This window comes from Pseudaquabacterium pictum, from assembly GCF_005403045.1.
GTDB classification, from domain to species: domain Bacteria; phylum Pseudomonadota; class Gammaproteobacteria; order Burkholderiales; family Burkholderiaceae_C; genus Pseudaquabacterium; species Pseudaquabacterium pictum.
Genome location: NZ_BJCL01000009.1, coordinates 1 through 22,387 on the forward strand (window position 1 = coordinate 1; position 22,387 = coordinate 22,387).

Consider the following 22,387-nt stretch of genomic DNA (forward strand, 5'->3'; position numbering starts at 1 on the left):
CGGGCGCGGGCGCAGCGGCCGGCGCCGCCGCAGAGGCGGCATCGGCGGTGGCCGATGCAGTGGCGGCGGGCGCGGACGCGGCGGCGTCCTGCGCCATCGCGCCGCCCGCAAAGCCCAGGACGGCGAGGCCCAGGGCGAGGGAAGCGAGGAGCTTTCTCATGGTGGATTCTTTCCTTGCGGATTCTTGTGGGCTCGTAGGGGGCACGCGGCTGCCCGGCGGCGGCAGCCGCGGGCGGGGCCAGCCGGCGCGACAGGTCAGGTCAGAGGGCGTCCTTGCCGGTCTCGCCGGTGCGGATGCGGACCACCTGCTCCAGGGTGGAGACGAAGATCTTGCCGTCGCCGATCTTGCCGGTGCGGGCCGATCCCTCGATGGCCTCGATCACCCGGTCGACGATGCTGTCGTCCACCGCGGCCTCGATCTTCACCTTGGGCAGGAAGTCGACCACGTACTCGGCGCCGCGGTACAGCTCGGTGTGGCCCTTCTGGCGACCGAAGCCCTTGACCTCGGTCACCGTGATGCCCTGCACGCCGATGGCGCTGAGGGCCTCACGCACTTCGTCCAGCTTGAACGGCTTGACGATCGCGGTCACCATCTTCATGGTTAGCTCCCTTTCGATGGGGGGTCAGAAGCCGTACTTGACGCCGAGGACCAGGGCCGACTTGCCCAGGTTCTTGCCGGCCGGCGACACGTACTGCTTGTTGTCGGTGCCGACCACGGCGGCCGTCAGCGTGAGACCGGGCATGGCCTCGTAGCCCACGGTCAGCGAGTAGTCGGTGTACGAGAACGGATCGTTGCCGGTGCCACGGACCTTCTGGTAGCCGATGTGCGGGGTGACCGACACCGGACCCACCGGGAAGGTGGCCGTCAGGTCGAGGTAGCCGCTGTTCTTGCTGTCGGCAAAGCCGAACAGGTTGGTCACGCTGTGCGAGTACTTCAGCGTGGCGGGGCCGAAGGTGATGGCGCCGTACAGCTCGGTGGTGTTGGCGCTGGTGGGCAGGTCATTGCCGGGGTAGACATAGGCCAGGATGCCGACGTCGAAGCCGACGTCCTTGGCCAGCTCACCCTTGTAGCCGCCGTACAGGTCCAGCTCCATGTTGCCGTCGCCGCCGCCGTCCTTGACCCACTTGATCGAGGACGCCCAGGCACCCACGTAGAACGCGCCGGCCGCGTAGTCGGCACCGGCGGAGACAGCCGGCTTCAGGCGCGACTGTGACACGCCGCGGTAGCGGTAGTCCGTGGTGGCGCCGACGTTGAACGACAGCTGGGCCGAGGCGACGGTGGGGAATGCAGAGGCAGCCAGGGTGGCCGCAACAGCCAGCAGTGTTTTTTTCATGGGTCAGTTCTCCAGAGGTGGGATGAGGGATCGCTTTCGATGCAATCTCTGCAGCTTCCATGCCACCTGCGGGTTCCCCCGGTGAAAGCGCCCCAAGCCGGTGACAAGCGGCACAAGGGCACACCAAGCCGCGGCATGGATGCGCACCAACAGCAGGCGCCGCCACCAAATGCACGCATTTGGTGCGGACCGGCCGGTTGCAGATCCACGCGCACAATGCAACGCCAGGAAGGATGGCTGCGATGTCCCTGGCAGTGATCAAGAGCCGTGCGCTGGATGGCCTGGCGGCGCCGCCGGTGCAGGTGGAGGTGCACCTGGCCAACGGCCTGCCCAGCTTCACCCTGGTGGGACTGGCCGACACCGAGGTCAAGGAATCCCGCGAGCGGGTGCGCGCGGCGCTGACCAACTCGGGTTTTGCCTTTCCGCACAACAAGCGCATCACCGTCAACCTGGCACCGGCCGATCTGCCCAAGGAAAGCGGCCGCTTCGATCTGCCCATCGCGCTGGGCATCCTGGCCGCCGACGGCCAGCTGGACGCCGCCCGTCTGGCGGCCTGCGAATTCGCCGGCGAGCTGAGCCTGGCCGGCGCCCTGCGCCCGGTGCGCGGCGCACTGGCGCTGGCCCTGGCGGTGCAGCGCGACGCGGCCGGCGATGCGCCGCCCGTCACCCTGGTACTGCCCCAGGCCAGTGCGGCCGAGGCCGCGCGCGCCCGCCAGGTGCGCGTGTGCGGTGCACCCGACCTGCTGACCGTGGTGCGCGCGCTGCTGCCGGGCGACGCCGCCGAAGCCCTGCCGCCCACCCTGCCGCCGCCCGATGCCGCCGGCCCGGCAGCGCCCGACCTGCGTGACGTGCGGGGCCAGGCCGCCGCCAAGCGGGCGCTGGAAGTGGCCGCCGCGGGTTTTCATGCGCTGCTGATGGTCGGCCCGCCCGGCAGCGGCAAGAGCATGCTGGCCCAGCGCCTGGCCGGCCTGCTGCCGCCGATGGGCGACGACGAGGCCCTGGCCAGCGCGGCCCTGGCCGGCCTGGCGCCAGGCGGCTTCGACCCCGCCAGCTGGCGGCAGCGGCCACTGCGGGCGCCGCACCATTCGGCCAGCGCGGTGGCGCTGGTGGGCGGCGGCTCGCCGCCGCGGCCGGGCGAGATCTCGCTGGCCCATGGCGGCCTGCTGTTCCTGGACGAACTGCCCGAATTTCCCCGGGCCGCGCTGGAAGCCCTGCGCGAGCCGCTGGAGACCCGACGCATCACCATCGCCCGCGCCGCGCGGTCGGCGCAGTTCCCGGCCGAGTTCCAGCTGGTGGCGGCGATGAACCCCTGCCCCTGCGGCTGGCTGGGGGCGCAGGTGGCCGGGCGTGCCTGCCGCTGCACGCCCGAGCAGGTGGCGCGCTACCAGGGCAAGCTGTCGGGCCCGCTGCTCGACCGCATCGACCTGCAGGTGGAGGTGGCCGCCGTGCCGCCCGAGGCCCTGCTGGCCCAGCCCGAAGGGGAAGCCACGGCCGCCGTGGCCGCGCGCGTGGCCGCTGCCCACGCCCGCCAGCAGGCGCGCCAGGGCTGTGCCAATGCCCACCTGGACGCGGCAGCGCTGGACCGCCATGCGCCGCTGGACGCCGCCGCCAGCCGCTTCCTGCAGCAGGCGGCGGCCCGGCTGGGCTGGTCAGGCCGTGGCGTGCACCGGGCGCTGAAGGTGGCCCGCACCATCGCCGACCTGGCGGGCGCCGATGCCATCACCGTGGCGCACCTGGGCGAGGCGATGCAGTACCGGCGTGCCCTGCCCGGCGCCTGAGGCACCCCAGTCGATCAGGCGGCCGCCGCGCGGCGCGGCTCGCCCGGCATGGCCAGCAGCGCCGCAGCGGTGCACAGCGAGATGCCGGCCATCCACAGGAACAGCGTGCCAAAGCCGGCGGCCTTGACCACCGGCCCGAGCGCCCACACCGCCAGCGAGCTGAAGCCCAGGCTCAGCGTCAGCCGCAGCCCGGCCACGCGGCTGCGCATGTGGTCGTCGACATAACGCACGATCACCGCATCGGTGAACGGGATGGCGCCGAAGATCAGCACCATCACCCCCAGCAGCGCCGCATACAGCCACCAGCCCTGGGCCTGGCTGGCCAGCGCCAGCAAGGGCGCCTGGCACAGCACGATGCCCAGTTGCAGCCGCTTGAGCGGCACCCGGTCGAGCAGCCGGCCCACCACCACCTGCGACAGGCTGGCCAGCGCATACACGCCGGCCAGCAGCAGGCCGATGGTGGCCGGGTCGTTCACCAGGCCACCCAGCCGCTCGGTCAGCAACTGGGCATTGCCGTTGGTGGTGAGGTTGAACAGCAGCCCGGCGGTGGCCGAGGCCACCGTCATCACCACCAGCACCCTTGCCAGCTGGCCCGGCGCCAGGGCGATGGCGCTGGCCGTCTTGCGGCGTGACGGCGGCTGCGCCTCGGCTGGCACGACGCGGGCGAACAGCAGGCCCAGGGCGATGCACAGCAGGCCCGGCACGGCAAAGGCGGCCCGCCAGCCCGCCAGGTGCACCAGGAAGCCGGTGGCCAGCGCCGCCGCGGCGATGCCCAGGTTGCCGCTCAGGCCATTGATGCCGATGGTGGCGCCCGGCTTCTTGGCGCCCTGCACCAGCATCGGGATGCCCACCGGGTGGTAGATGGCCGAGAACGCGCCCAGCAGCGTCAGCGCGGCGGCCAGCTGCCAGGCGTTCTGGGTGGCCGCGGCCAGCAGGGCCGAGGCGCCCATGCCGAAGAAGAACACCAGCATCATCGGCCGCCGGCCCCAGCTGTCGCCCAGCTTGCCGGCGGGCAGCGAGCCCAGGCCGAACATCAGGAAGGCGCCGACGCCGTAGGGCATCAGGTCTTCCCAGCGGCTGAAGCCGAAGTCTGCCGCGATGGCCGCCACCGCGGTGGCGAAGATCAGCAGGAAGAGGTGGTCCAGGGCATGCGCGATGTTGAGCAGCAGCGCCACGCTGCGGGCGGGGGGTGACATGCGCTGCATTGTCACGCCACCGCCCGCCGCGGCAGGGCCTAGTTCAGGCCCAGGAACGGCACCGGGATGGCGGCGGCCGGGTAGCCGCTGCGCCCCACCGCCGGCAGCACCAGCAGGCTGTCGAGCGCGCGGCCGGCGGTGTCGCCGGTGGTGCTGGTGGTGTCGCCGGGGTGGCCGTTGGTCAGCGTGAGCTGCGGATGGTCGAATGGCGCGGCATGGCGGCGCACACGCTCGTCGGTCAGCGCCTTCATGAAGGCCACCAGCGAGGCCTTCTCGGTGGCGGTGAGCCCCAGCGGCTGGATGTCCGCATCCAGGTCGGCGATGTTCTCCATCGCGAAGTTGCCACCGCGGTTGTAGAACTCGACCACCTGCTCCAGCGTGGCGGCACCACCGTTGTGGAAGTACGGCGCGGTGAGCGCCACGTTGCGCAGGCCCGGCGTCTTGAATGCGCCGTTGACCGCGATGCGGGTCCAGGGCGAGACGGCCACGTTGGCCAGGTCCAGTTCGTAGGTGGCGAACAGCAGGCTGCGCTCCTTGGCCAGGCCGCTGAACGACAGCGGGTTGTTGTACGGGTCGCGGCCGCCCAGGCCGATGTCATCGGACGTGCGGGTGACACCGATGTTGTAGAAGCCCTCGTCATAGACCGCGCTGGCGCCGTTGCCCATGGGCATGTTGCTCATGCGGCCGGTGACGAACTTGCGGTGGATGCTGGCATTCGTCAGTGCGGCGCCGCCGTGGCAGTTGATGCACTTGCCCTTGCCCATGAACACCGCGAAGCCCTGCTGCTGCTCCACCGTCAGCGCGGCGGTGTTGCCCTCCAGGTACTTGTCGAACGGCGTCTGGTCGGACACCAGCGTGGCCTGGTAGAGCTGCAGCGCCAGGCTGAAGAACAGGCTGAAGTTGGCCTCGATCTGCTGGTAGGGCTTGCCGGCCACGGTCACGCCGACATTGGCGTTCCACCACACCGGCTTGAAGGCGGTGCGCACCATGTCGGCATAGCTGGCGGGTGCCAGGCCATCGCCGCTGGCATGGCGCAGGCTGGCCAGCACGCTGTCGTCGGCAGCCACCGCCTGGCCGGCCAAGGGGCGCAGCGAATACATCTTGCGGCCCAGCTCGGGGAAGGTGCGGCCGGCGGCGCTCATCTCGAAGTCGCTCAGCGGCGGGCCCGAGGCCTGCGAGGCCAGGCTGGAATCCTGCAGCGTGATGCTGGTGCCGAAGCTGGGGTTGGGCAGGTTCAGCGGGTTCCAGGACAGGCTGCTGCGGAACACCTTGGCGCCGGTGTCACGCTTGCCCCAGGGATTGACGCCGTTGAACACCGTCTGCGCCCGGCCGTCCCAGAAATTGCGCAGGTTGAACACGGCATTGATCACGCTGGGCGTGTTGCGCGGCTCCACCCGGCGGGTGTTGCTGGTGCCGACATGGAACACCGGGTCGTAGACCACCTGGCGTGCATCGTCCGCCTGCCCCCGCACGATGTTGGCGTGCTGCTCGCGGAACACGCCCTGCGAACTGACCACCGCGCCCAGGCTGCGCACCACGGCGGAATGGCGGTCGTCGGGGTTGGCGAACTGGTGCAGCGGGAAGTCGCTCGGCTTGAACTGGTAGTTCGGGCCGGCGAAGGCGAAACTGGACTTGTTGGGGCCCGGCGACAGCTGGTTCTTGCTGCGGGTGTCGGCGCCGGCATGGAAGTGGCAAGAGGCGCAGCCGGTGCGGCCGTCGCTGCCCAGCCGGCCGTCCCAGAACAGGGCCTTGCCCAGTGCGATGGCGGCGGCCTTGTTGGCGACGAAGTCACCCAGGTTGGACGGCTCGGGCCGGCTGGCCAAGGCCAGCGACGACGGCGGGCTGGGTGCGTTCTGGGCCTGGGCCAGGCTGGCGGCGGTGGCCAGCGCCGCGATCAGCGTGGCCAGTCGCCACGGGCGGGGCGCGCTGGCGGCGGTGTGCGGAAGTGTGTACTGCATGGTGATCCTCGGAAGTGGGTGCCGGGTGCCTTGGGCCACCCGAACGGGCCGTCAGGTGCCGGCCCTGCCATCCCCCGCCGGGGCTGATGCAGCCACCTCCGAAGTCCAACCTCTGCCCCGCACCTCACGTTGCTGACACGTTAATCGCTGGTGAAGCAGCGTCAACCAGCGCCTTGGGGCTTGACGAAATGATAAATATGCCGACAAGCGCAAAATGGGCGCCCTGCGGTGCCCGCACCCCGGCAGATCAGCCCAGCACGGGCGCCAGCAGCCGCCGCGCCAGGCTGGCGTCGATGGCCTCGGCATGGGCCCAGGCCTCGACCTGGTCCTCGCCGATGCGGCCGACGTTGAAGTAGGTGGCTTCCGGGTGGGCCAAATAAAAGCCGCTGACGCTGGCAGCCGGCGTCATCGCCAGGCTCTCGGTCAGGCCCATGCCGATGTCGGCCGCCTGCAGGGCGTCGAACATCGCCCGCTTGACGCTGTGGTCGGGGCAGGCGGGGTAGCCCGGCGCCGGGCGGATGCCGCGGTAGGCTTCGGCGATCAGCTGCTCGTTGCTCAGCGCCTCGTCGGGGGCGTAGCCCCACAGGTCGGTGCGCACCCGCTGGTGCAGGCGCTCGGCGAAGGCCTCGGCCAGGCGGTCGGCCAGGGCCTTGAGCATGATGGCCTGGTAGTCGTCGTGGTCGGCCTCGAACTGGGCGACCTTCTTGTCGATGCCCAGGCCGGCGGTGACGGCGAACAGGCCGATCCAGTCATCCTTTCCACCGGCATCGGCCCGCGGCGCGATGAAGTCGGCCAGGCTGCGGTTGGGGCGCTTCACGCCGTCGATCACCGGTCGCTCGGTCTGCAGCCGCAGCGGGCGCCAGTGCAGCAGCACCTCGGTGCGGCTGTCGTCGGTGTAGATGGCGATGGTGTCGTCGTCCACCGTGTTGGCCGGCCAGAAACCGACCACGCCGTTGGCCTGCAGCCAGCGGCCGTCGATGGCGCGCTGCAGCAGGCGCTTGCCGTCGGAGAACACCCGCACCGCCTCGGCGCCCACCACCTCGTCCTTCAGGATGTCGGGGAATTTGCCGGCCAGGTCCCAGGTCTGGAAGAACGGCGCCCAGTCGATGCAGCCGGCCAGCTCGGCCAGGTCGAAGTTCTTGAAGACACGGCGGCCGGTGAACTTGGGCTGGGGCGGGGTGTAGCCGGCCCAGGCGATCGGCGTCTTGTTGGCGCGGGCGGCGGCCAGCGTCACCAGCGGCGTGGCCTTCTTGCTGGCGTGCAGGGCGCGCACCTTGTCGTAGTCGGTCTTCAGCTCGTCGATGAACTTGGCCGCGCGCTCGTCGCTCAGCAGGTCGCTGCACACGCCCACGCTGCGGCTGGCGTCGGGCACGTAGACCACCGGGCCTTCGTAGTGCGGCGCGATCTTCACCGCGGTGTGCACCCGGCTGCAGGTGGCGCCGCCGATCAGCAGCGGGATCTTCTTCATGCGGAACCAGTCGTCGCGCTGCATCTCGGCGGCGACATGCTGCATCTCTTCCAGGCTGGGCGTGATCAGGCCGGAGAGGCCGATGATGTCGGCGCCCTCGACGCGTGCCTTGGCCAGGATGTCCTGGCAGGGCACCATCACGCCCATGTTCACCACCTCGAAGTTGTTGCACTGCAGGACGACGGTGACGATGTTCTTGCCGATGTCGTGCACGTCGCCCTTGACCGTGGCGATGACGATCTTGCCCTTGGGCTTCACATCGCCGCCGGCGTCCTGCAGCAGCTTCTTCTCGGCCTCGATGTAGGGCAGCAGGTGGGCCACCGCCTGCTTCATCACCCGGGCGCTCTTGACCACCTGGGGCAGGAACATCTTGCCCTGGCCGAACAGGTCGCCCACCACGTTCATGCCGGCCATCAGCGGGCCTTCGATCACATGCAGCGGCCGGCCGCCGGCGGCGGCGATGCGCTGCCAGCAGGCCTCGGTGTCTTCGGTGATGAAGTCGGTGATGCCGTGCACCAGGGCATGGCTCAGGCGCTCATCCACCGTGCCGGCGCGCCAGGCCAGGCGCTGGGTGTCGTCCTTGGCCGCGCCCTTGACGTTCTCGGCCACCTCCAGCAGGCGCTCGGTGCTGTCGGGCCGGCGGTTCAGCACCACGTCTTCCACCCGCTCGCGCAGGTCGGCCGGGATGTCGTCGTACACGCCCACCATGCCGGCGTTGACGATGCCCATGTCCAGCCCGGCGCGGATGGCGTGGTACAGGAACACGGTGTGGATCGCCTCGCGCACCGGCTCGTTGCCGCGGAAGCTGAAGCTCACGTTGCTGACGCCGCCCGACACCTTGGCGCCCGGCAGGTGTTGCTTGATCCAGCGGGTGGCGTTGATGAAGTCGACCGCGTAGTTGGCGTGTTCCTCGATGCCGGTGGCGATCGCGAAGATGTTCGGGTCGAAGATGATGTCCTCGGCCGGGAAGCCGATCTCGTCGACCAGCAGCCGGTAGGCGCGCTCGCAGATCTGGATCTTGCGTTCGAAGGTGTCGGCCTGGCCCTGCTCGTCGAAGGCCATCACCACGGTGGCTGCGCCATAGCGCCGCAGCAGCGTGGCCTGGCGGCGGAACTCGGCCTCGCCTTCCTTCAGGCTGATGCTGTTGACGATGCCCTTGCCCTGCAGGCACTTCAGGCCCGTCTCGATCACGCTCCACTTCGAGCTGTCGACCATGATCGGCACCCGCGCGATCTCGGGCTCGCTGGCGATCAGCTTGAGGAAGCGCTCCATCGCCGCCACGCTGTCGAGCATGGCCTCGTCCATGTTGACGTCGATGATCTGCGCGCCGTTCTCCACCTGCTGGCGGGCCACGCTCAGCGCGTCTTCATAGCGGCCTTCCAGGATCATCCGGGCGAAGGCCTTGCTGCCGGTGACGTTGGTGCGCTCGCCGATGTTGACGAACAGGTTGCCGGCACCGATGGTCACCGGCTCCAGGCCGGCCAGGCGCATCGGCGGCGGGGTGACAGGGCTGGGCTGGGTGGCGTCGGTCATGGGCAGTTCAGGCAGCAGGCCCACTGTGGCGCCCGGCTCACCCGGCGCGCCTGCAGCAGGCGGTGGGTGAGCGCCGTTGCCAGGCACCGATGGACACCGGCACCGCCCCGAGCCTGGCAGCAGGTTCAGGGCTGAACCGCCGTCGCAACGCTCCTCGGGGAGACCCGCATTCTACGGGTGCCGCCCCGCCCGCGGCGTGTGCCGCACCGCGGGGCGTGACATCACACCGCTCAGGCGGCCAGCAGCCCGCTGAACAGCGGATCGGCCTTGCTGCGCGGCCGGTAGCTGCCCACGCGGCGGGCGATCTCGGCGATGTGCTCGGGCGTGGTGCCGCAGCAGCCGCCGACGATGTTGACGAAGCCGGCCTGGGCGAACTCGGCCAGCATGCGGCCGGTCACCTCCGGTGTCTCGTCGAAGCCGGTCTCGCTCATCGGATTCGGCAGGCCGGCGTTCGGGTAGCAGCTGATGAAGGTGTCGCCGGCCACCTTGGCCAGTTCCTCGATGTAGGGCCGCATCACCGCGGCGCCCAGCGCGCAGTTCAGGCCCACGGCCAGCGGCCGCGCGTGCCGCACGCTGTGCCAGAAGGCGGGCACGGTCTGGCCGCTGAGGATGCGGCCGGAGGCATCGGTGACGGTGCCGCTGATGATCACCGGCAGGCGCTCGCCGGTCTGCTCCATCAGCTCGTCGAGCGCGAAGATCGCCGCCTTGGCGTTCAGCGTGTCGAAGATGGTCTCCACCAGGAACAGGTCGGCACCGCCTTCGAGCAGGCCGCTGGCCTGCTCGAAGTAGGCGGCGCGCAGTTCGTCGAAGCTGACGTTGCGCGCACCCGGGTCGTTCACGTCGGGGCTGATGCTGGCGGTGCGCGGCGTCGGGCCCAGGGCGCCGGCCACGTAACGCGGGTGGTCGGGCGTGCTGGCGGCGTCGCAGGCGGCGCGGGCCAGGCGGGCGGCTTCCACGTTCAGCTCGCGGGCGATGTGGGCCAGGCCGTAGTCTTCCTGCGCGATGCTGGTGGCGCCGAAGGTATTGGTCTCGACCAGGTCGGCGCCGGCGGCCAGGTACTGGTCGTGGATCTCGCGGATCACGTCGGGCCGGGTCAGCTGCAGCAGGTCGTTGTTGCCCTTCAGGTCCTTGCCATGGTCGGCAAAGCGCGCACCGCGGAAGTCGGCCTCGGTCAGCTTGTAGCGCTGGATCATCGTGCCCATGGCACCGTCGATGATGGCGATGCGCCGCTGCAGCAGGGCCGGCAGGCCGGCGGCGCGGGTGTAGGTGTGTCGGGACATCGGCCGATTGTAGAAGTCGCCTCTGCGGCGTGCGGGCGTCAGGCCTCCGCCGGCTGGGTGTCCAGGAACAGCGAGTCGCGGAAGTCCACCGCCTGCGGCGGCGGGCGCTCGTCGGCCAGCTGGGCCCACACCGCCAGCTGGGCGGCATGCATCGGCTTGGCGAACAGGAAGCCCTGCAGCTCGTCGCAGCCCAGCTGCACCAGCAGATCGCGCTGGCGCGCGGTCTCCACGCCTTCGGCCACCACCCGCAGGCCCAGGGCATGGGCCAGCTTGACCACCGCATCGACGATGGCGCGGGCATCGTCGCTGGTGCCCAGGTCTTGCACGAACGAGGCATCGATCTTCAGCTCGGCCGCCGGCAGGCGGCGCAGGTAGCTCAGGCTGGCCTGGCCGACGCCGAAGTCGTCGATCGACACATGCAGGCCGGCGCGGCGCAGGCGCTCGAAGCTGCGCTGGGTGACCTGCGTGTCCTCCATCGCCACCGATTCGGTGATCTCGCAGGTGAAGCGCCCGGGCTGCAGGTTGTGGCGCGCCAGCGCTGCCTCCAGCCGGTCGACCAGGTCGTCCTGCCGCATCTGGTAGGCCGAGATGTTGATGGCCACCCGCATGCGCAGGCCCAGCGCCCGCCAGGCCGCGGCCTGGCGGGTCGCGTCGTCGATCACCCAGTTGCCGATGGCGCCGATCAGCCCGTGGCGCTCGGCCAGCGGGATGAACAAAGCCGGGCTGACCATGCCGCGCTTCGGGTGGTGCCAGCGCAGCAGCGCCTCGGCGGCGGTGATCTGCAGGCTGCGTGCGTCCACCTTCGGCTGGTAGACCAGTTCCAGCTGGCCGCGCACCACCGCCTGGCGCAGGTCGGCCAGCAGCTCGGCCTGCTCGCGCTGGTCGACCGCCATCTTCGGGTCGAACACCATGTAGTCGCCGCCGCCGGCATGCTGCACCTGGCGCATGGCCACCGCGGCATGGCCGACCAGGCGCGGACGCGCGCCGTGGGCGGGGTAGGCGGCCAGGCCGATGCTGCAGCTGAGCGTCACATCGGCACGTCCGGCCACGGGGTAGGGCCGGGCCAGCGCCTGGCAGACGGTGTCGGCCAGGTCGCAGGCGTCCGCCAGATCGGTGTGCACCATCAGCAGAAACTCCACCCCGCCCAGGCGGGCCAGCTGGGCATCGGGCCCGGCCAGCTGCTGCAGGCGGCCCGCGGCTTCGGCGATCAGCAGATCGGCCTGCAGGTGGCCGTAGCCGTCGTTGACGGCCTGCAGGTGGTCGAGGTTGATCAGCAGCAGGCACAGCGTGCCGGCCTCGCGGTCGCAGCGGTCGACGGCGGCATCCAGCGCCTGCGCCACCCGGTCGCCGGCCAGCAGGCCGCGCACGGCGGCGGCGCCGGTGCGCGCGCCGCGCTGGCGCGCCAGACTGCGCAGCAGCAGGCCGCGCTGCCACAGCAGCACGCCCAGCGCCAGCGCCAGGCCGGCCATCACCAGCAGCAAGGCAGGCACGGCCCAGCCAGGCAGGTGATCGGGGGTCAACCAGGACGGCATGCGGTGATCTCGGCCGCTGCACGGCCGACTTGAGCACCGCGGCAGCCCACCCGCCTGCCGGTTACCCGGCTCAGTGCAGCACGACGGGCTGCTGGGCCAGCGCGGTGTAGCCGGCGATGTAGTCGTCGATCAGCGCGTGCAGCGCATCGGCATCGCCTGGCGCCTGGCCGTCCACCAGGGCCTGCACGCCCTGCTTGAAGTGCTCGGCCAGCGCGCCTTCGATGAAGATCTCCTTGCGCGCGAGCTTGTCGACGATCTCGAACCCGCCGCGCTGCAGGCGGGGCGCGGCATCGTCGCCGCCGGGCAGGTCGAAGGACACGACCACGAAACTGTCGGAGTTGTAGAGGGTCTGCATGGGGTCTCCTGGTCTCAAGAGGTGCGGGCGCGGCCGGCGGTTTCAAGGCGGCGTGGCACGCAGCAGTTCCAGTTGGTGGCCCGAGCGCGGCACCAGCAGGCGCAGGCGCAGCGGCCAGGCGCCTGCAGGGCCGGCGGGGTCCGCCGGCAGCCAGACCTCGATGCGCAGGCCTTCGGGCCGCGGCGGCTCGCGCAACCAGCGCTGCGCCGGCCAGGCGCCGCCAGGCGTGCTGAGCAGCTCGTCGGGCTGGCGCTGCAACTGCCACAGGCCGGCCTGGCCGCGGGCATCGGTGACGAACAGCGTCACCGCCTCGGGCGGCGGGCTGCCGGTGGCCGCCAGCACCGCCACCAGCTGCGCCAGCCAGCTCAGCCGGTCCTGCGCACCGGGCCAGGCCGGGTGCTGCTGCGGCGGGCCGGAGTAGCTGATCTGGCCGGTGTCGCGCCGGAAGTTGGCGGCCTGCGTGCGGCCCTGGCGGCGGCGGTCGGTGAAGCGGTCGGGCGCCAGGCCGTGGGACTCCAGCAGACCGGCGCTGGCCTGCTGCAGCAGCGGCACACCGGCCGCCGTCTGCGCCTGCAGCGTGAGCTGGTAGCGCTGGCCGTCGTGCTGCCAGGTCAACCATGCGTCGCCAGCCTGGCCGTTGTGCAGCAGTGCGTAGCGCAGCTGCGTGGGGGGCGGCAGCTGGGTGGGGTACAGCGGCGGCGGCAGGCCGGCGGGGCCGGCTTCGCCGTCGGCCTCGGTGTCGATGGCGGCCTCCGCAGCCATGGGCAGCCCGGCATCCGGCATGGGCGCCCGGTCGGGTGGGACAGCCACCGGCGGTGCGTCCGCGGCCACCAGGCCCGGGGCGGCAGGCGGAGCGGGCGGGGACGCAGGTGGCAACAACGGTGCTGGTCGCGGCGATGCCGGAACGGCCGGCGTGGTCGAGCCGACACCTGCCGGCAGTGCGCCGGCCGGCGGCAGGCTGCGCAGCTGCACCAGCCCAGGCCGGGGCGGGCCGACCGGCGCGGCCGGTGGCGCCAGCCGGTCCACCAACCAGGCATGCCAGCCGGCCACTGCCAGGGCCAGCAGCAGCGCCGACCGCCAGCGGCCGGGTCGCCGCGGCCCGCGCGGGGCGGCGTGCAGCAAGCCTGCAGAGGCGCTGGGCGTGGCCATCGGACAATGCTGCCACCGCGCGGCCGCCGGTCGCTTCCAGCCCTCCCCCACCCCGATGAAACTCGCCACCTACCGAGACGGCTCGCGCGACGGCCAGCTGGTCGTCGTCTCGCGCGACCTGAGCACGGCCCATTACGCCACCGGCATCGCCACCCGGCTGCAGCAGGTGCTGGACGACTGGAACTTCCTGTCGCCGCAGCTGCAGGATCTGTACGTCACCCTGAACCAGGGCAAGGCGCGGCATGCCTTCGCCTTCGAGCCACGCCAGTGCATGGCGCCGCTGCCGCGCGCCTACCAGTGGGCCGACGGCTCGGCCTACCTGCCGCACCTGGAGCGGGTGCGGCGCGCGCGCGGCGCCACGCTGCCGCCATCGGCCACCACCGACCCGTTGATGTACCAGGGCGGCAGCGACGACTTCCTCGGCCCCTGCGACGACGCCTGGTTCGGCAGCCCCAGCTGGGGCATCGACTTCGAGGCCGAGCTGGCGGTCATCACCGGCGACGTGGCCATGGGCGCCGATGCGGCCCAGGGCCTGGACGGCATCCGCCTGCTGCTGCTGGCCAATGACTGGAGCCTGCGCGAGCTGGTGCCGGCCGAGCTGGCCAAGGGCTTCGGTTTCGTGCAGAGCAAGCCGGCCACCGCCTTCGGCCCGGTGGCCGTCACGCCCGACGAGCTGGGCGAGGCCTGGCAGCACGGCCGGGTGCACGGGACGCTGCAGTCCAGCGTCAACGGCCGCAAGGTGGGGCTGAACGACGCCGGGCCGGAGATGCAGTTCCACTTCGGTGAACTGATCGCCCACCTGGCGAAGACGCGCAACGTGCGGGCGGGCAGCATCATCGGCTCGGGCACGGTCAGCAACCAGGATGCGGCCAAGGGCTTCGGCTGCATCGTCGAGCGGCGGGCGGTGGAGGCGGTGGAGCTGGGCGCGCCGGCCACGCCGTACCTGGCGATCGGCGACACCGTGCGGCTGGAGATGACCGGCCGCGACGGGCTGAGCGTGTTCGGCGCCATCGTGCAGCGGGTGAGCGGCCCGCAGGCCGATGCACCGGCCGACGCAGACGGCGACGACGACACGCCGCCGCCGGACGGCACCGACTAGCGCCGTCGCCCGCGTGGCCCGCCGCCCGGCCGGCCACCGCGCGCCTGCCACAGCGGCCGGCGCGCCCGCAGCTGGCTGGCGATGCCGTCGTTCAGCCGTTCACGCTGGGCCTGCACCTCGTCCACGTAGCCGAACACATTGGGAAAGCGCTGGTCCAGCCACAGCCACAGGGTGCAGGCGCGCAGCACCTGCTCCATGCGGTCGAGCCGGCTGTTCTCGCTGACCTCGTGCAGGAAGCCGGGCTCGCCGGCCTGGCCGTCCCAGGCATGGCGCTCGGTCCAGCCCAGGAACTGCTGCATCAATTGATCGGTGCGGGTGTCCACTGGCGCCTGGGCGTAGAGGAAGCGTTCGCGCAGGCTCAGCGGCGCGGCGCGTTCGTCCAGGTGGCCAGCGATCTCCAGCATCTGCGCCAGCTCGGCCACTGCGAAGTGGGCGTTGTCCAGCGTCAGCTGCTCGACGAACACGCCCAGCACCTCGCGCAGCTTGCGCTTGCCCAGCTTGCCGGCGATGGTCTCGATGTGCCACCAGTTCGGTGCCACCGGCGCCTTGAAGTGCCGCGGCGCCCGCGGCTGCAGCGCCAGCAGTTCCCGCAGCGTGCGGCCGGCGCTGGGCTCGGCCTCGGCCAGCACGCCGGCAAAGCCTTCTTCATGGATGCCGTAGCGGCCGGCGCGGCCGGCGATCTGGTGCACCTCGCTCTCGTCCAGGGTGCGGTCGCCCTCGCCGTCGAACTTGGTCAGCGTGGAGAACAGCACCCGGCGGATCGGCAGGTTCAGGCCCATGCCGATGGCGTCCGTCGCCACCAGCACCTCGGTCTGGCCGGTGGCGAAGCGCTCGGCCTCGCGGCGGCGCACCTCCGGCGGCAGGGCACCGTAGATCACGCTGACCGACTTGCCGTTGTCCGAGACCTGGTCGCGCAGCATCAGCACATCCTTGCGGCTGAAGGCCACCACCGCGTCGCCCAGCTTCAGGCTGGCGATGGGCACGGCCGCCGGCAGCAGCTGCACCTGCTGCTTGCGCTCGAAGTGGCGCACGGTGCAGCGCTCGCCGCACAGGCCCAGCAGGTTCTCGATGGCGGGCACGGCATACGCGCTGCAGATGATCAGCAGTTCCTTGGCCGGTGCGCCGACGATGGCCTGCGTCCAGGCCCAGCCGCGGCTGGGGTCGAAGATCATCTGGGCTTCGTCGATCACCGCCACGTCGATCAGGTCGCCGGTGCCCATCATCTCGATGGTGCTGCTGACGACGCGGGCGCCCTCGACCGGCGCGCTTTCCTCGCCGGTGCGCAGGCTGCAGGGCACGCCGCGGGCCATCAGCCGATCGCGCCCTTCCAGCGCCAGCAGGCGCAGCGGCGCCAGGTAGACGCCGCGCTCGCAGGTGGCCAGGCGCTCGAAGGCCTGGTGGGTCTTGCCGCTGTTGGGCGGGCCGACGAACAGCGTCACCGTGCGGTTGGCCCGGCGGGCGGTCTTGAAGCTGTCGGGGTAGCCCTGGAAGGCCAGCTCGCTGCTCAGGTCGTCCAGCGTGTCGAGCTCGTTGACGCGGTTGGCCCAGCGGTCGAGCGCGCGGGTGCAGGCGGCGCGCAGGCCCTCCAGCGGCTGTGGCGTGCTGCACTCGGCGGTCAGGCCGGGCAGCAGGCTGTCGATCCGGCCGGGGTTGATGTGGCCGGCCTGCTCCACCAGGGTGTCCAGCGCGGCCTGCAGCGCGGTGGCGTGGGGGTAGTCGGGCACATCGCGCAGGGCCAGCAGCAGGGCGGCCTTGTCGCCGTCGCGGAAGAAGCGCCACACCGGCGCGGCGTCCAGCGGCGTGAGGAAGACCACCGGCACCCGCCAGCCATGCTGGGCCAGGTGGACCATGTGGGTGGCCTGGCGCTCCCAGCTGTCGGGGCCGGCGCGGCTGATGCCCAGGGCTTCCAGCACACCGCTGCGCTCGGTCATCAGCCCGCGCAGCTTGGGGCCGGTGCCCACGGCATCCAGGTGCTGCAGCGCGGTGGTGATCAGCGACGGCGCCAGCCAGCGGCTGGGGCGCTGGCCCGGCACGCCCTTCTGCAGCAGCAGCAGGCCCAGGGCGTCCATGCGGGCATCGGCGTCGGGCGCGTGCTCGGCCACCAGGTCGGCGGGCATGTCGTGCGCGGCCACCACCTGCGGCAACTGGTAGGCGGCCTGGCGGATGCGGTGCAGGCCGTCGAGCGGCGTGCCCGGCGGCAGGCGCGCCACATGGCGTGCGTTGGGCAGCGGATGCGGGGCCGGGCGCGGCGCGGGGGCCGGGGCGGCATGTGGGGTCAGGGGGGTGGGGGTGTCGGACATGGCCAGCCGGCGAATGTACCCCGGCACCTGACAGCGGCACGTCAGTCGCCCGGGGTCGCCTGGGTGACCCGGCCGGCGTGGCGGCACTTCCAGAATCCTGCGCCAACCCTGGAGCACCCGCGCATGCCTGCACCCACCGACACCCTGGCCCTGGTCTGCGAGCACCTGGCCGACGACCTGGCCAGCCTGCAGTTGCGCCGCTGGCCGCTGCCGCCCATGGGCCCGGCCGATGTGCGGGTGGCGATGGCGGCGGTGGCGCTGAACTTCCCCGATCTGCTGATGACCCGCGGCCTGTACCAGTTCAAGCCGCCGGTGCCCTACATCCCGGGCATGGAAGGCACCGGCGTGGTGGTCGAAGCCGGGCCCGACAGCGGCTGGACGCCGGGCGACCGCGTCGGCCTGGGCGGCAAGCACGGCCTGCTGGCCGAGCAGGTGGTGGTGCCCGGCGCCAGCCTGCGCGCCCTGCCGGCCGGCATGCCGCTGGACGCCGCCGCCGCGGTGATGGTGACCGGCCTGACCGCCTGGGTGGCGCTGGCCCGCATCGGCCGGCTGCAGCGTGGCGAGACGCTGCTGGTGCACGGCGCGCGTGGCGGCGTGGGCCAGGCCTGCGTGCAGATCGGTCTGCACCTGGGCGCCCAGGTGATCGCCACCGCCACCCAGCCCGAGCGCCTGGCCGAACTGGTGCCACTGGGCGTGCAGGTGCTGCCGTCCAGCGGCTTCCGCGCGGCGGTGCTGGAGGCCACCGGCGGTCGCGGCGCCGATGTGGTGGCCGACCCGGTGGGTGGCGATGTGTTCGACGAGAGCGCCCGCTGCACCGCCTTCGGCGGCCGGCTGCTGGTGCTGGGCTTCGCCAGCGGCCGCATCGCCAGCATTGACAGCAACCGGCCGCTGATCAAGGGCTTCAGCGTGGTGGGCGTGCGCGCCGGCGAGTACGGCCGCCACTTCCCGGCCCACCATGCCGAACACCTGGCCGCGGTGCACCGCCTGGCCGAGACCGGCGTGCTGCGGCCGTCGATCGGCGCGCGATTCCCGCTGTCGCAGGCCAAGGAGGCGCTGACGGCGATGGCGCGGCGCGAGGTGACGGGGAAGATCGTGGTGACGATCGGACGCTGAGCGGGTCGGGCTGCTCTGGACTCGAAGCGGAAGTTGCCGACTTGCCATCTTCGGCGCGAGGCCGAGGCCGCCGGGTACCTGGCCGACTCCATGTCCCCCGTCCTACACGCCGCAAGCGGCGCATAGGACTCCGCCTCTACTTCCGTCGGCCAGGTACCCGACGTCCTGTAACGCGCCACATGGTTTGAGGCATCACGTCAAATGGTTTGATGCCCCAGACCAAGTGTCGCATTCGCACCGCCCTGGTGCGCCTCAGGTCTTGATGCAGTACAGCAGCGCCACGTTCCGCGGCCTGGTTTCCGAACCTACCACTCCCGCGGCGTTCACCGGGCCGTCGTAGTCCGAACCGTCGTTCGTGTGGGGCCGCGGGTTGTTGGTGTCGCTGGCGCCGATGCCGTTGTAGAGGCTGGTCGCCGTCGTCCCGAACAGGGCCTGACCGTTCTCACCCTGGGGCACCACGTGCTTGTGATGCTGCACCTGCTGTGCCTGCGAAGACCCCAGCGCGCGGCCGGCGTCCACTCCACGCCCGCCGTCCAAGCCGCGGATGAACTCGCCCCGCAGATCGGGCAGGCGAAACGTCGTGCTGCCGTCGCCAGCACCGAACACCACCCCGATCGCAGCGAACAACACCGGGTAGGCGGTGCGGCTGATCGTCGCCCCGTCGCAAACCAACCACCCGGTCGGTGCACTCGCGCGGGCAAACGCCTGCACGGCGCCGGCCGGAATCGAGGCGGCGATCAACGAGCGGATCGCCGTCAGCATCTGTGTGTTGTCGGCCTTGTTCAGCGCCGCGCCGGCCGAGGTAGCCACCGCCTCGATCTCCGCCTGAACCGCGTTCATCCAGTCGTCGGTCACCACGGTTGCCGGCGTCCCAACCGACGGGTCGCCCTCGGTGAAGTACCCACCAGGCGCCGCTGCCGGCCCGTCAATTCGATGCATGGTCAATCCCCCTTCAGTGCAGCCTGGATCAGGCCGCGTAGGCAAACAGAACGCGGGTGTGGGCGGGCTTGTACCGGTTGAACTGGCACTCGATCACCTCGTTGCTCCACACCCGCAGCGGCTCCCCCACCGCCCCGGCACCCACGCGGAAAGGTGTCACTGCCACAGTCGTCGGGATGTTCACGCGCCAGGTGTGCGCCCAGCCGTCGCCGGTGAACGAAATCCCCGCAGCCGTGGCCGCAGCGGCTGATGCGAACTCATCGATGGTGATGCTGTAGCCCAGGCGCGCCGCCAGCTCGATGAAGAACCGCCTCGACTGCCCTCCCACACTGGTGAGCCGCCCTTCAAGCGCCTGGCGCCGCTCGGCCACCGTCTGGCCCGTGGTGACGCACGGATCAGGCAAGCCGACCACGCGCTCCCAGTCGGGCAGAAGCTCCGTGGTGGTCGCCGGGTCGGTTTCGGCCAGCAGCTGTGCAGCCCGCATGTCCAGCCGCTCCAGCTCGGCAGCGAAGCTGCGCACCAGCTGCAGCAGGGCAGATGCCGGATCGCGCGGCCAGGCAGCGCCCGTTGGCAGCAGGCCCGCCAGCGCATCGCGGTACTCATCCTGGGTGTGTTGCACCAGGCCGTATTGCTGGCGCAGCTGCTGCAGCATCGAGGTCTCCCAGATCAGGTAGGCGTCACGCCACACCAGGTAGGCCCCGGATGGCGCGACCAGGTAGAGGTAGTCATCCAGCATTGCCAGGCTTCAACGGCCAGTCGATCGACAACGGGTAGCCAGGCTGGTCCGTGATGTCGCGCAGCGCCTGCCGGTACGTCTCCCAGGCTGCCCGTTGCTCAGCGGCCAGGGGCGCGTTCGGCAGCTGCGTCCAGTCGCTCGCCAGCAGCTGGTTTCGGCGCTTGTGGAGCACCAGGCGCTCGGCCGCTTCTTGAGCCACCTGGTCGGCATCCAGCCGCGGGACGAACTGCCCATCGACCAGCTGCAGCCCGTCGCCGTTGAAGTCAGGCTCCACCTCGACGAAGCTGACCCCTGGCATCGATGGCAGCTCGCCGTCGACGCTGTCGATGACGAAGCGCACCACACCCGCCTGATCGCATGCTGCAACGCGGATCACTTCTTCGCTCCCAACGCCCACATGAAGGTGCGTCCACCGGTGGCCAACATCGTGCAGGGCGCACCATTGCAGGTGGCCGACATCGTGATCGTGACCGGACCAGAGGACGACGTGCTGCCCAGGTAGACCGCAAAGAGCCCGGTGCTGAGAATGCCGTTCTGCGAGATGGGGCCCTCCCTGACGTAGACCTGTGAGGAGCCCGCGAAGATCGCGATCGACACCGAGTCCGTGTCGATGTCCGCAAAGAAGGTGGCCTCGCACAGGATCAGCAACGGCGCGCCGCCGGTGGTGATCGACATGGCCATGATGGGCACCAGCCCGCCTTGGGTGAACCCAGCATTGCTGGCAAGCACCACGCTCGACGTCACGGTGGCGGCGTTGTTCGCCAGCTTCTCGGTGATGACCGCCAGGTTGCCGATCTTCGCGGTACCGACGGTCAGGTCGCCGATGCGGGCAGCCGGCACTGCCAGCGTTGTCACCCCGTCGACCACGGCCACATCCAACAGCTGCGCTGGCGCCGCGTTCGGGTTGCCGGGCGGCACAAACAGCAGCCTGTCGGCCTGCAGGATGATCTCGCTCTGCCCGCCCGTGGCATCGTTCGGCGCGGTGGCCGCCAAGCCAATGGCACCGAACACCTTCTTGCCGTCACTGCGCGTTGCGCTGACCTTCAGCACTTGCTGTGCGGTCACCCCGTTGGGGCCGGCAATGGCTTGAGACAGGCTCTCGACTTCTGCGGTCAGCTCGCCTGTCGCTGCAACCGTCGCGCTGTAGTGGGATGCCGCTGCACTGGCTGATCCAGCCGCGTTCGATGCCGAGGCACTGGCACTGGCGGCCGAGTTCGAAGCCGCCGACGCTGACGAACCCGCCGAACCAGCTGCCGATGCCGCCACACCCGCTTGAGAGGTAGCAGTCGCCGCGCTGCTGCTCGCCGATGAGCTGGAGCTCGCCGCCTCGTTCCGAAAGGTGGCAGCCTCACTCGCCCTGGTGGCCGCTGTGTTGGCTGACGCGCTTGCCGCATTGGCCGAGGTGCTGGCGGCGGTCGCCGCGGTGGAAGCATTGCTGGCCGAAGTCGCCGCGGCGTTCGCACTGCCCAGCGCATTGCTCGCCGAGGTAGCTGCGGCGCTCGCAGAGGTGCTGGCGCTTGCTGCAGCTGAGGCAGCGTCACTGCTCGAGGTGGCTGCATTGCCCGCACTCACCGCTGCATTGCTGGCAGCAGTTTCTGCCGACAGCCTGGCGCTGTTGGCAGCGCTGGCACTGTTGGCCGCCTGGGTGGCAGAGGCGGATGCATTGGATGCCGAGGTGCTGGCAGCACTGGCCGAGCCGGCCCCAGCTGCAGCCGCCGTGGCAGCCTCAGTCGCCTTTGTGCTGGCCGTGCTCGCCGAGCCAGCGGCAGATGTGGCCGAGCTGGCGGCGCTGGATGCGCCAGTGCTCGCTGAGCCCGCCGCCGTCTCGGCTGACAGCCTGGCGCTGTTTGCTGCCGTTGCCGCTGAGCCGGCTGCCGTTGCGGAGGTGCTGGCCGACTGAGCAGACTCGACGGCCGCTACCGCGGCGCCAGACGCCGTGCTTGCTGATGCCGCGGCAAGGCCGGCCTGGGTGCTGGCAGTGCTGGCCGATCCTGCCGCGCTGCTGGCCGACGTGGCTGCCGTGGTCGCGCTGGCGCTGGCAGCGCCAGCTGCCGTCTCCGCGGCCAGCTTGGCATCCTGGGTCAGCGTCACGCTCTCCAGCGCGTCACCAGCGCTCACGGCGGCGGCATTGCTGGCCATCAGCGCGTCAGCCGCTGCCGTGGCCGCATCGGCAGCTGCATCGGCTGCGGCGCTAGCACTGGCAGCGGCGGCCACCGTGTCGCCATAGGCAGCCTGCAGGTCATCCACGCGCGCCAGCAGGCCCGTGCCCGGCTGGTCGATCAGCTCAAGCAGCGCCACGATCGACGGGTCCAGGGCAGTCTCACCCAGCCGGCCCTCGAGCTCGGCCACCAGCGCGTCCACATCGGCCCAGGGCTGGCCCTCACCAATGCCGGTGAGGATTGCCTTCAGCCGGGCGCCTACGGTGCCCGGCGGGTAGTTGATCGCGATGTTGAAGCCCAGCAACCCGGCCGCGCGATCGGGCCGGGTGGTGTCCAGCAGGTCGGCGATGTAGGCCACCACATCGCGCCGCACGGACACGGTCAGCTTCTGCAGCACTGGGTCTTCCAGCAGCTGCGCGCCGTCGCCCTCCGTCAGCCTGCGCACCACGGCCATCGCA

At 71.1% G+C, this 22,387-nt stretch carries 17 protein-coding genes and 1 riboswitch; of the genes, 3 read left to right on the forward strand and 14 right to left on the reverse strand.

Annotation, left to right across the window (positions count from 1 at the left end; translation table 11 throughout):
* Positions 1-260: 260 nt before the first annotated feature.
* Together FFT10_RS16865 and FFT10_RS16870 are read right to left on the reverse strand one after the other, a co-directional pair.
* Positions 261-599, reverse strand: a complete 339-nt coding sequence (locus FFT10_RS16865) for a P-II family nitrogen regulator (protein WP_137734028.1) — start codon at positions 597-599, stop codon at positions 261-263.
* A gap of 24 nt (positions 600-623) precedes the next feature.
* Positions 624-1,334, reverse strand: a complete 711-nt coding sequence (locus FFT10_RS16870; RefSeq protein ID WP_137734029.1) for a TorF family putative porin — start codon at positions 1,332-1,334, stop codon at positions 624-626.
* A gap of 242 nt (positions 1,335-1,576) precedes the next feature.
* Here FFT10_RS16870 and FFT10_RS16875 point away from each other — a divergent pair, with 242 nt between their 5' ends.
* Positions 1,577-3,112 (forward strand): YifB family Mg chelatase-like AAA ATPase, encoded by a 1,536-nt coding sequence (locus FFT10_RS16875; protein WP_137734030.1) that lies wholly within the window; start codon positions 1,577-1,579, stop codon positions 3,110-3,112.
* A gap of 14 nt (positions 3,113-3,126) precedes the next feature.
* Here FFT10_RS16875 and FFT10_RS16880 read toward each other — a convergent pair whose 3' ends face one another.
* The 7 genes from FFT10_RS16880 to FFT10_RS16910 all read right to left on the reverse strand — a co-directional run bounded on the left by FFT10_RS16880 (position 3,127) and on the right by FFT10_RS16910 (position 13,583).
* A complete protein-coding gene (locus FFT10_RS16880; protein ID WP_228027154.1) occupies positions 3,127-4,308 on the reverse strand; it encodes an MFS transporter in 1,182 nt (393 codons plus the stop codon).
* A gap of 38 nt (positions 4,309-4,346) precedes the next feature.
* Positions 4,347-6,266 carry a cytochrome-c peroxidase gene (locus FFT10_RS16885; protein ID WP_137734032.1) on the reverse strand — a complete coding sequence of 640 codons (1,920 nt, stop codon included), beginning with the start codon at positions 6,264-6,266 and terminating at the stop codon, positions 4,347-4,349.
* Positions 6,267-6,513: 247 nt separating this feature from the next.
* A complete protein-coding gene (gene metH, locus FFT10_RS16890; RefSeq protein ID WP_137734033.1) occupies positions 6,514-9,267 on the reverse strand; it encodes a methionine synthase in 2,754 nt (917 codons plus the stop codon).
* A gap of 61 nt (positions 9,268-9,328) precedes the next feature.
* Positions 9,329-9,429: riboswitch (S-adenosyl-L-homocysteine riboswitch) on the reverse strand.
* A gap of 68 nt (positions 9,430-9,497) precedes the next feature.
* Positions 9,498-10,547 (reverse strand): homocysteine S-methyltransferase family protein, encoded by a 1,050-nt coding sequence (locus FFT10_RS16895; RefSeq protein WP_137734034.1) that lies wholly within the window; start codon positions 10,545-10,547, stop codon positions 9,498-9,500.
* Between the two features lie 38 nt (positions 10,548-10,585).
* Entirely contained in the window at positions 10,586-12,037 is a 1,452-nt protein-coding gene (locus FFT10_RS16900; RefSeq protein WP_162520826.1) for a putative bifunctional diguanylate cyclase/phosphodiesterase, read from the reverse strand.
* Between the two features lie 112 nt (positions 12,038-12,149).
* Positions 12,150-12,434, reverse strand: coding sequence for a BTH_I0359 family protein (locus FFT10_RS16905; RefSeq protein ID WP_137734036.1), 285 nt, complete (start codon positions 12,432-12,434; stop codon positions 12,150-12,152).
* Positions 12,435-12,476: 42 nt separating this feature from the next.
* The gene (locus FFT10_RS16910) at positions 12,477-13,583 is read right to left on the reverse strand and encodes a DUF3108 domain-containing protein (protein WP_137734037.1); all 1,107 of its coding nucleotides are present in this window, start codon (positions 13,581-13,583) and stop codon (positions 12,477-12,479) included.
* Positions 13,584-13,638: 55 nt separating this feature from the next.
* On the opposite strand from FFT10_RS16910, the gene FFT10_RS16915 reads away from it, so the two are divergent.
* Positions 13,639-14,682: a fumarylacetoacetate hydrolase family protein gene (locus FFT10_RS16915; protein WP_137734038.1), complete on the forward strand. Its 1,044-nt coding sequence runs from the start codon at positions 13,639-13,641 to the stop codon at positions 14,680-14,682.
* On the opposite strand, the gene FFT10_RS16920 is transcribed toward FFT10_RS16915, so the two are convergent.
* Positions 14,679-16,982 carry a helicase-related protein gene (locus FFT10_RS16920; RefSeq protein ID WP_137734039.1) on the reverse strand — a complete coding sequence of 768 codons (2,304 nt, stop codon included), beginning with the start codon at positions 16,980-16,982 and terminating at the stop codon, positions 14,679-14,681. The genes FFT10_RS16915 and FFT10_RS16920 overlap by 4 nt on opposite strands.
* A 123-nt stretch (positions 16,983-17,105) precedes the next feature.
* On the opposite strand from FFT10_RS16920, the gene FFT10_RS16925 reads away from it, so the two are divergent.
* Complete coding sequence (locus FFT10_RS16925) at positions 17,106-18,095, forward strand: NADPH:quinone oxidoreductase family protein (RefSeq protein WP_137734040.1); 990 nt, start codon at positions 17,106-17,108, stop codon at positions 18,093-18,095.
* 252 nt (positions 18,096-18,347) lie between these two features.
* Here the strand turns inward: FFT10_RS16925 and FFT10_RS16930 are convergent, their stop codons facing one another.
* The 4 genes from FFT10_RS16930 to FFT10_RS16945 form a co-directional block, all read right to left on the reverse strand.
* Entirely contained in the window at positions 18,348-19,034 is a 687-nt protein-coding gene (locus tag FFT10_RS16930; protein WP_137734041.1) for a tail fiber protein, read from the reverse strand.
* Positions 19,035-19,062: 28 nt separating this feature from the next.
* Entirely contained in the window at positions 19,063-19,686 is a 624-nt protein-coding gene (locus FFT10_RS16935) for a YmfQ family protein (RefSeq protein WP_162520827.1), read from the reverse strand.
* A 73-nt stretch (positions 19,687-19,759) separates the two neighbouring features.
* Positions 19,760-20,110 carry a tail fiber assembly protein gene (locus tag FFT10_RS16940; protein WP_137734043.1) on the reverse strand — a complete coding sequence of 117 codons (351 nt, stop codon included), beginning with the start codon at positions 20,108-20,110 and terminating at the stop codon, positions 19,760-19,762.
* A 32-nt stretch (positions 20,111-20,142) separates the two neighbouring features.
* Entirely contained in the window at positions 20,143-22,383 is a 2,241-nt protein-coding gene (locus FFT10_RS16945) for a hypothetical protein (RefSeq protein ID WP_137734044.1), read from the reverse strand.
* Positions 22,384-22,387: the final 4 nt, after the last annotated feature.

Coding starts and splice junctions, on each gene's coding strand:
- FFT10_RS16885 (WP_137734032.1), bottom strand. CDS start 6,266: ATGCAGTACACACTTCCGCACACCGCCGCCAGCGCGCCCCGCCCGTGG.
- FFT10_RS16880 (WP_228027154.1), bottom strand. CDS start 4,308: ATGTCACCCCCCGCCCGCAGCGTGGCGCTGCTGCTCAACATCGCGCAT.
- FFT10_RS16930 (WP_137734041.1), bottom strand. CDS start 19,034: ATGCATCGAATTGACGGGCCGGCAGCGGCGCCTGGTGGGTACTTCACC.
- FFT10_RS16945 (WP_137734044.1), bottom strand. CDS start 22,383: ATGGCCGTGGTGCGCAGGCTGACGGAGGGCGACGGCGCGCAGCTGCTG.
- FFT10_RS16895 (WP_137734034.1), bottom strand. CDS start 10,547: ATGTCCCGACACACCTACACCCGCGCCGCCGGCCTGCCGGCCCTGCTG.
- FFT10_RS16915 (WP_137734038.1), top strand. CDS start 13,639: ATGAAACTCGCCACCTACCGAGACGGCTCGCGCGACGGCCAGCTGGTC.
- FFT10_RS16920 (WP_137734039.1), bottom strand. CDS start 16,982: ATGTCCGACACCCCCACCCCCCTGACCCCACATGCCGCCCCGGCCCCC.
- FFT10_RS16870 (WP_137734029.1), bottom strand. CDS start 1,334: ATGAAAAAAACACTGCTGGCTGTTGCGGCCACCCTGGCTGCCTCTGCA.
- FFT10_RS16875 (WP_137734030.1), top strand. CDS start 1,577: ATGTCCCTGGCAGTGATCAAGAGCCGTGCGCTGGATGGCCTGGCGGCG.
- FFT10_RS16935 (WP_162520827.1), bottom strand. CDS start 19,686: ATGCTGCAGCAGCTGCGCCAGCAATACGGCCTGGTGCAACACACCCAG.
- FFT10_RS16910 (WP_137734037.1), bottom strand. CDS start 13,583: ATGGCCACGCCCAGCGCCTCTGCAGGCTTGCTGCACGCCGCCCCGCGC.
- FFT10_RS16905 (WP_137734036.1), bottom strand. CDS start 12,434: ATGCAGACCCTCTACAACTCCGACAGTTTCGTGGTCGTGTCCTTCGAC.
- FFT10_RS16865 (WP_137734028.1), bottom strand. CDS start 599: ATGAAGATGGTGACCGCGATCGTCAAGCCGTTCAAGCTGGACGAAGTG.
- FFT10_RS16925 (WP_137734040.1), top strand. CDS start 17,106: ATGCCTGCACCCACCGACACCCTGGCCCTGGTCTGCGAGCACCTGGCC.
- metH (WP_137734033.1), bottom strand. CDS start 9,267: ATGACCGACGCCACCCAGCCCAGCCCTGTCACCCCGCCGCCGATGCGC.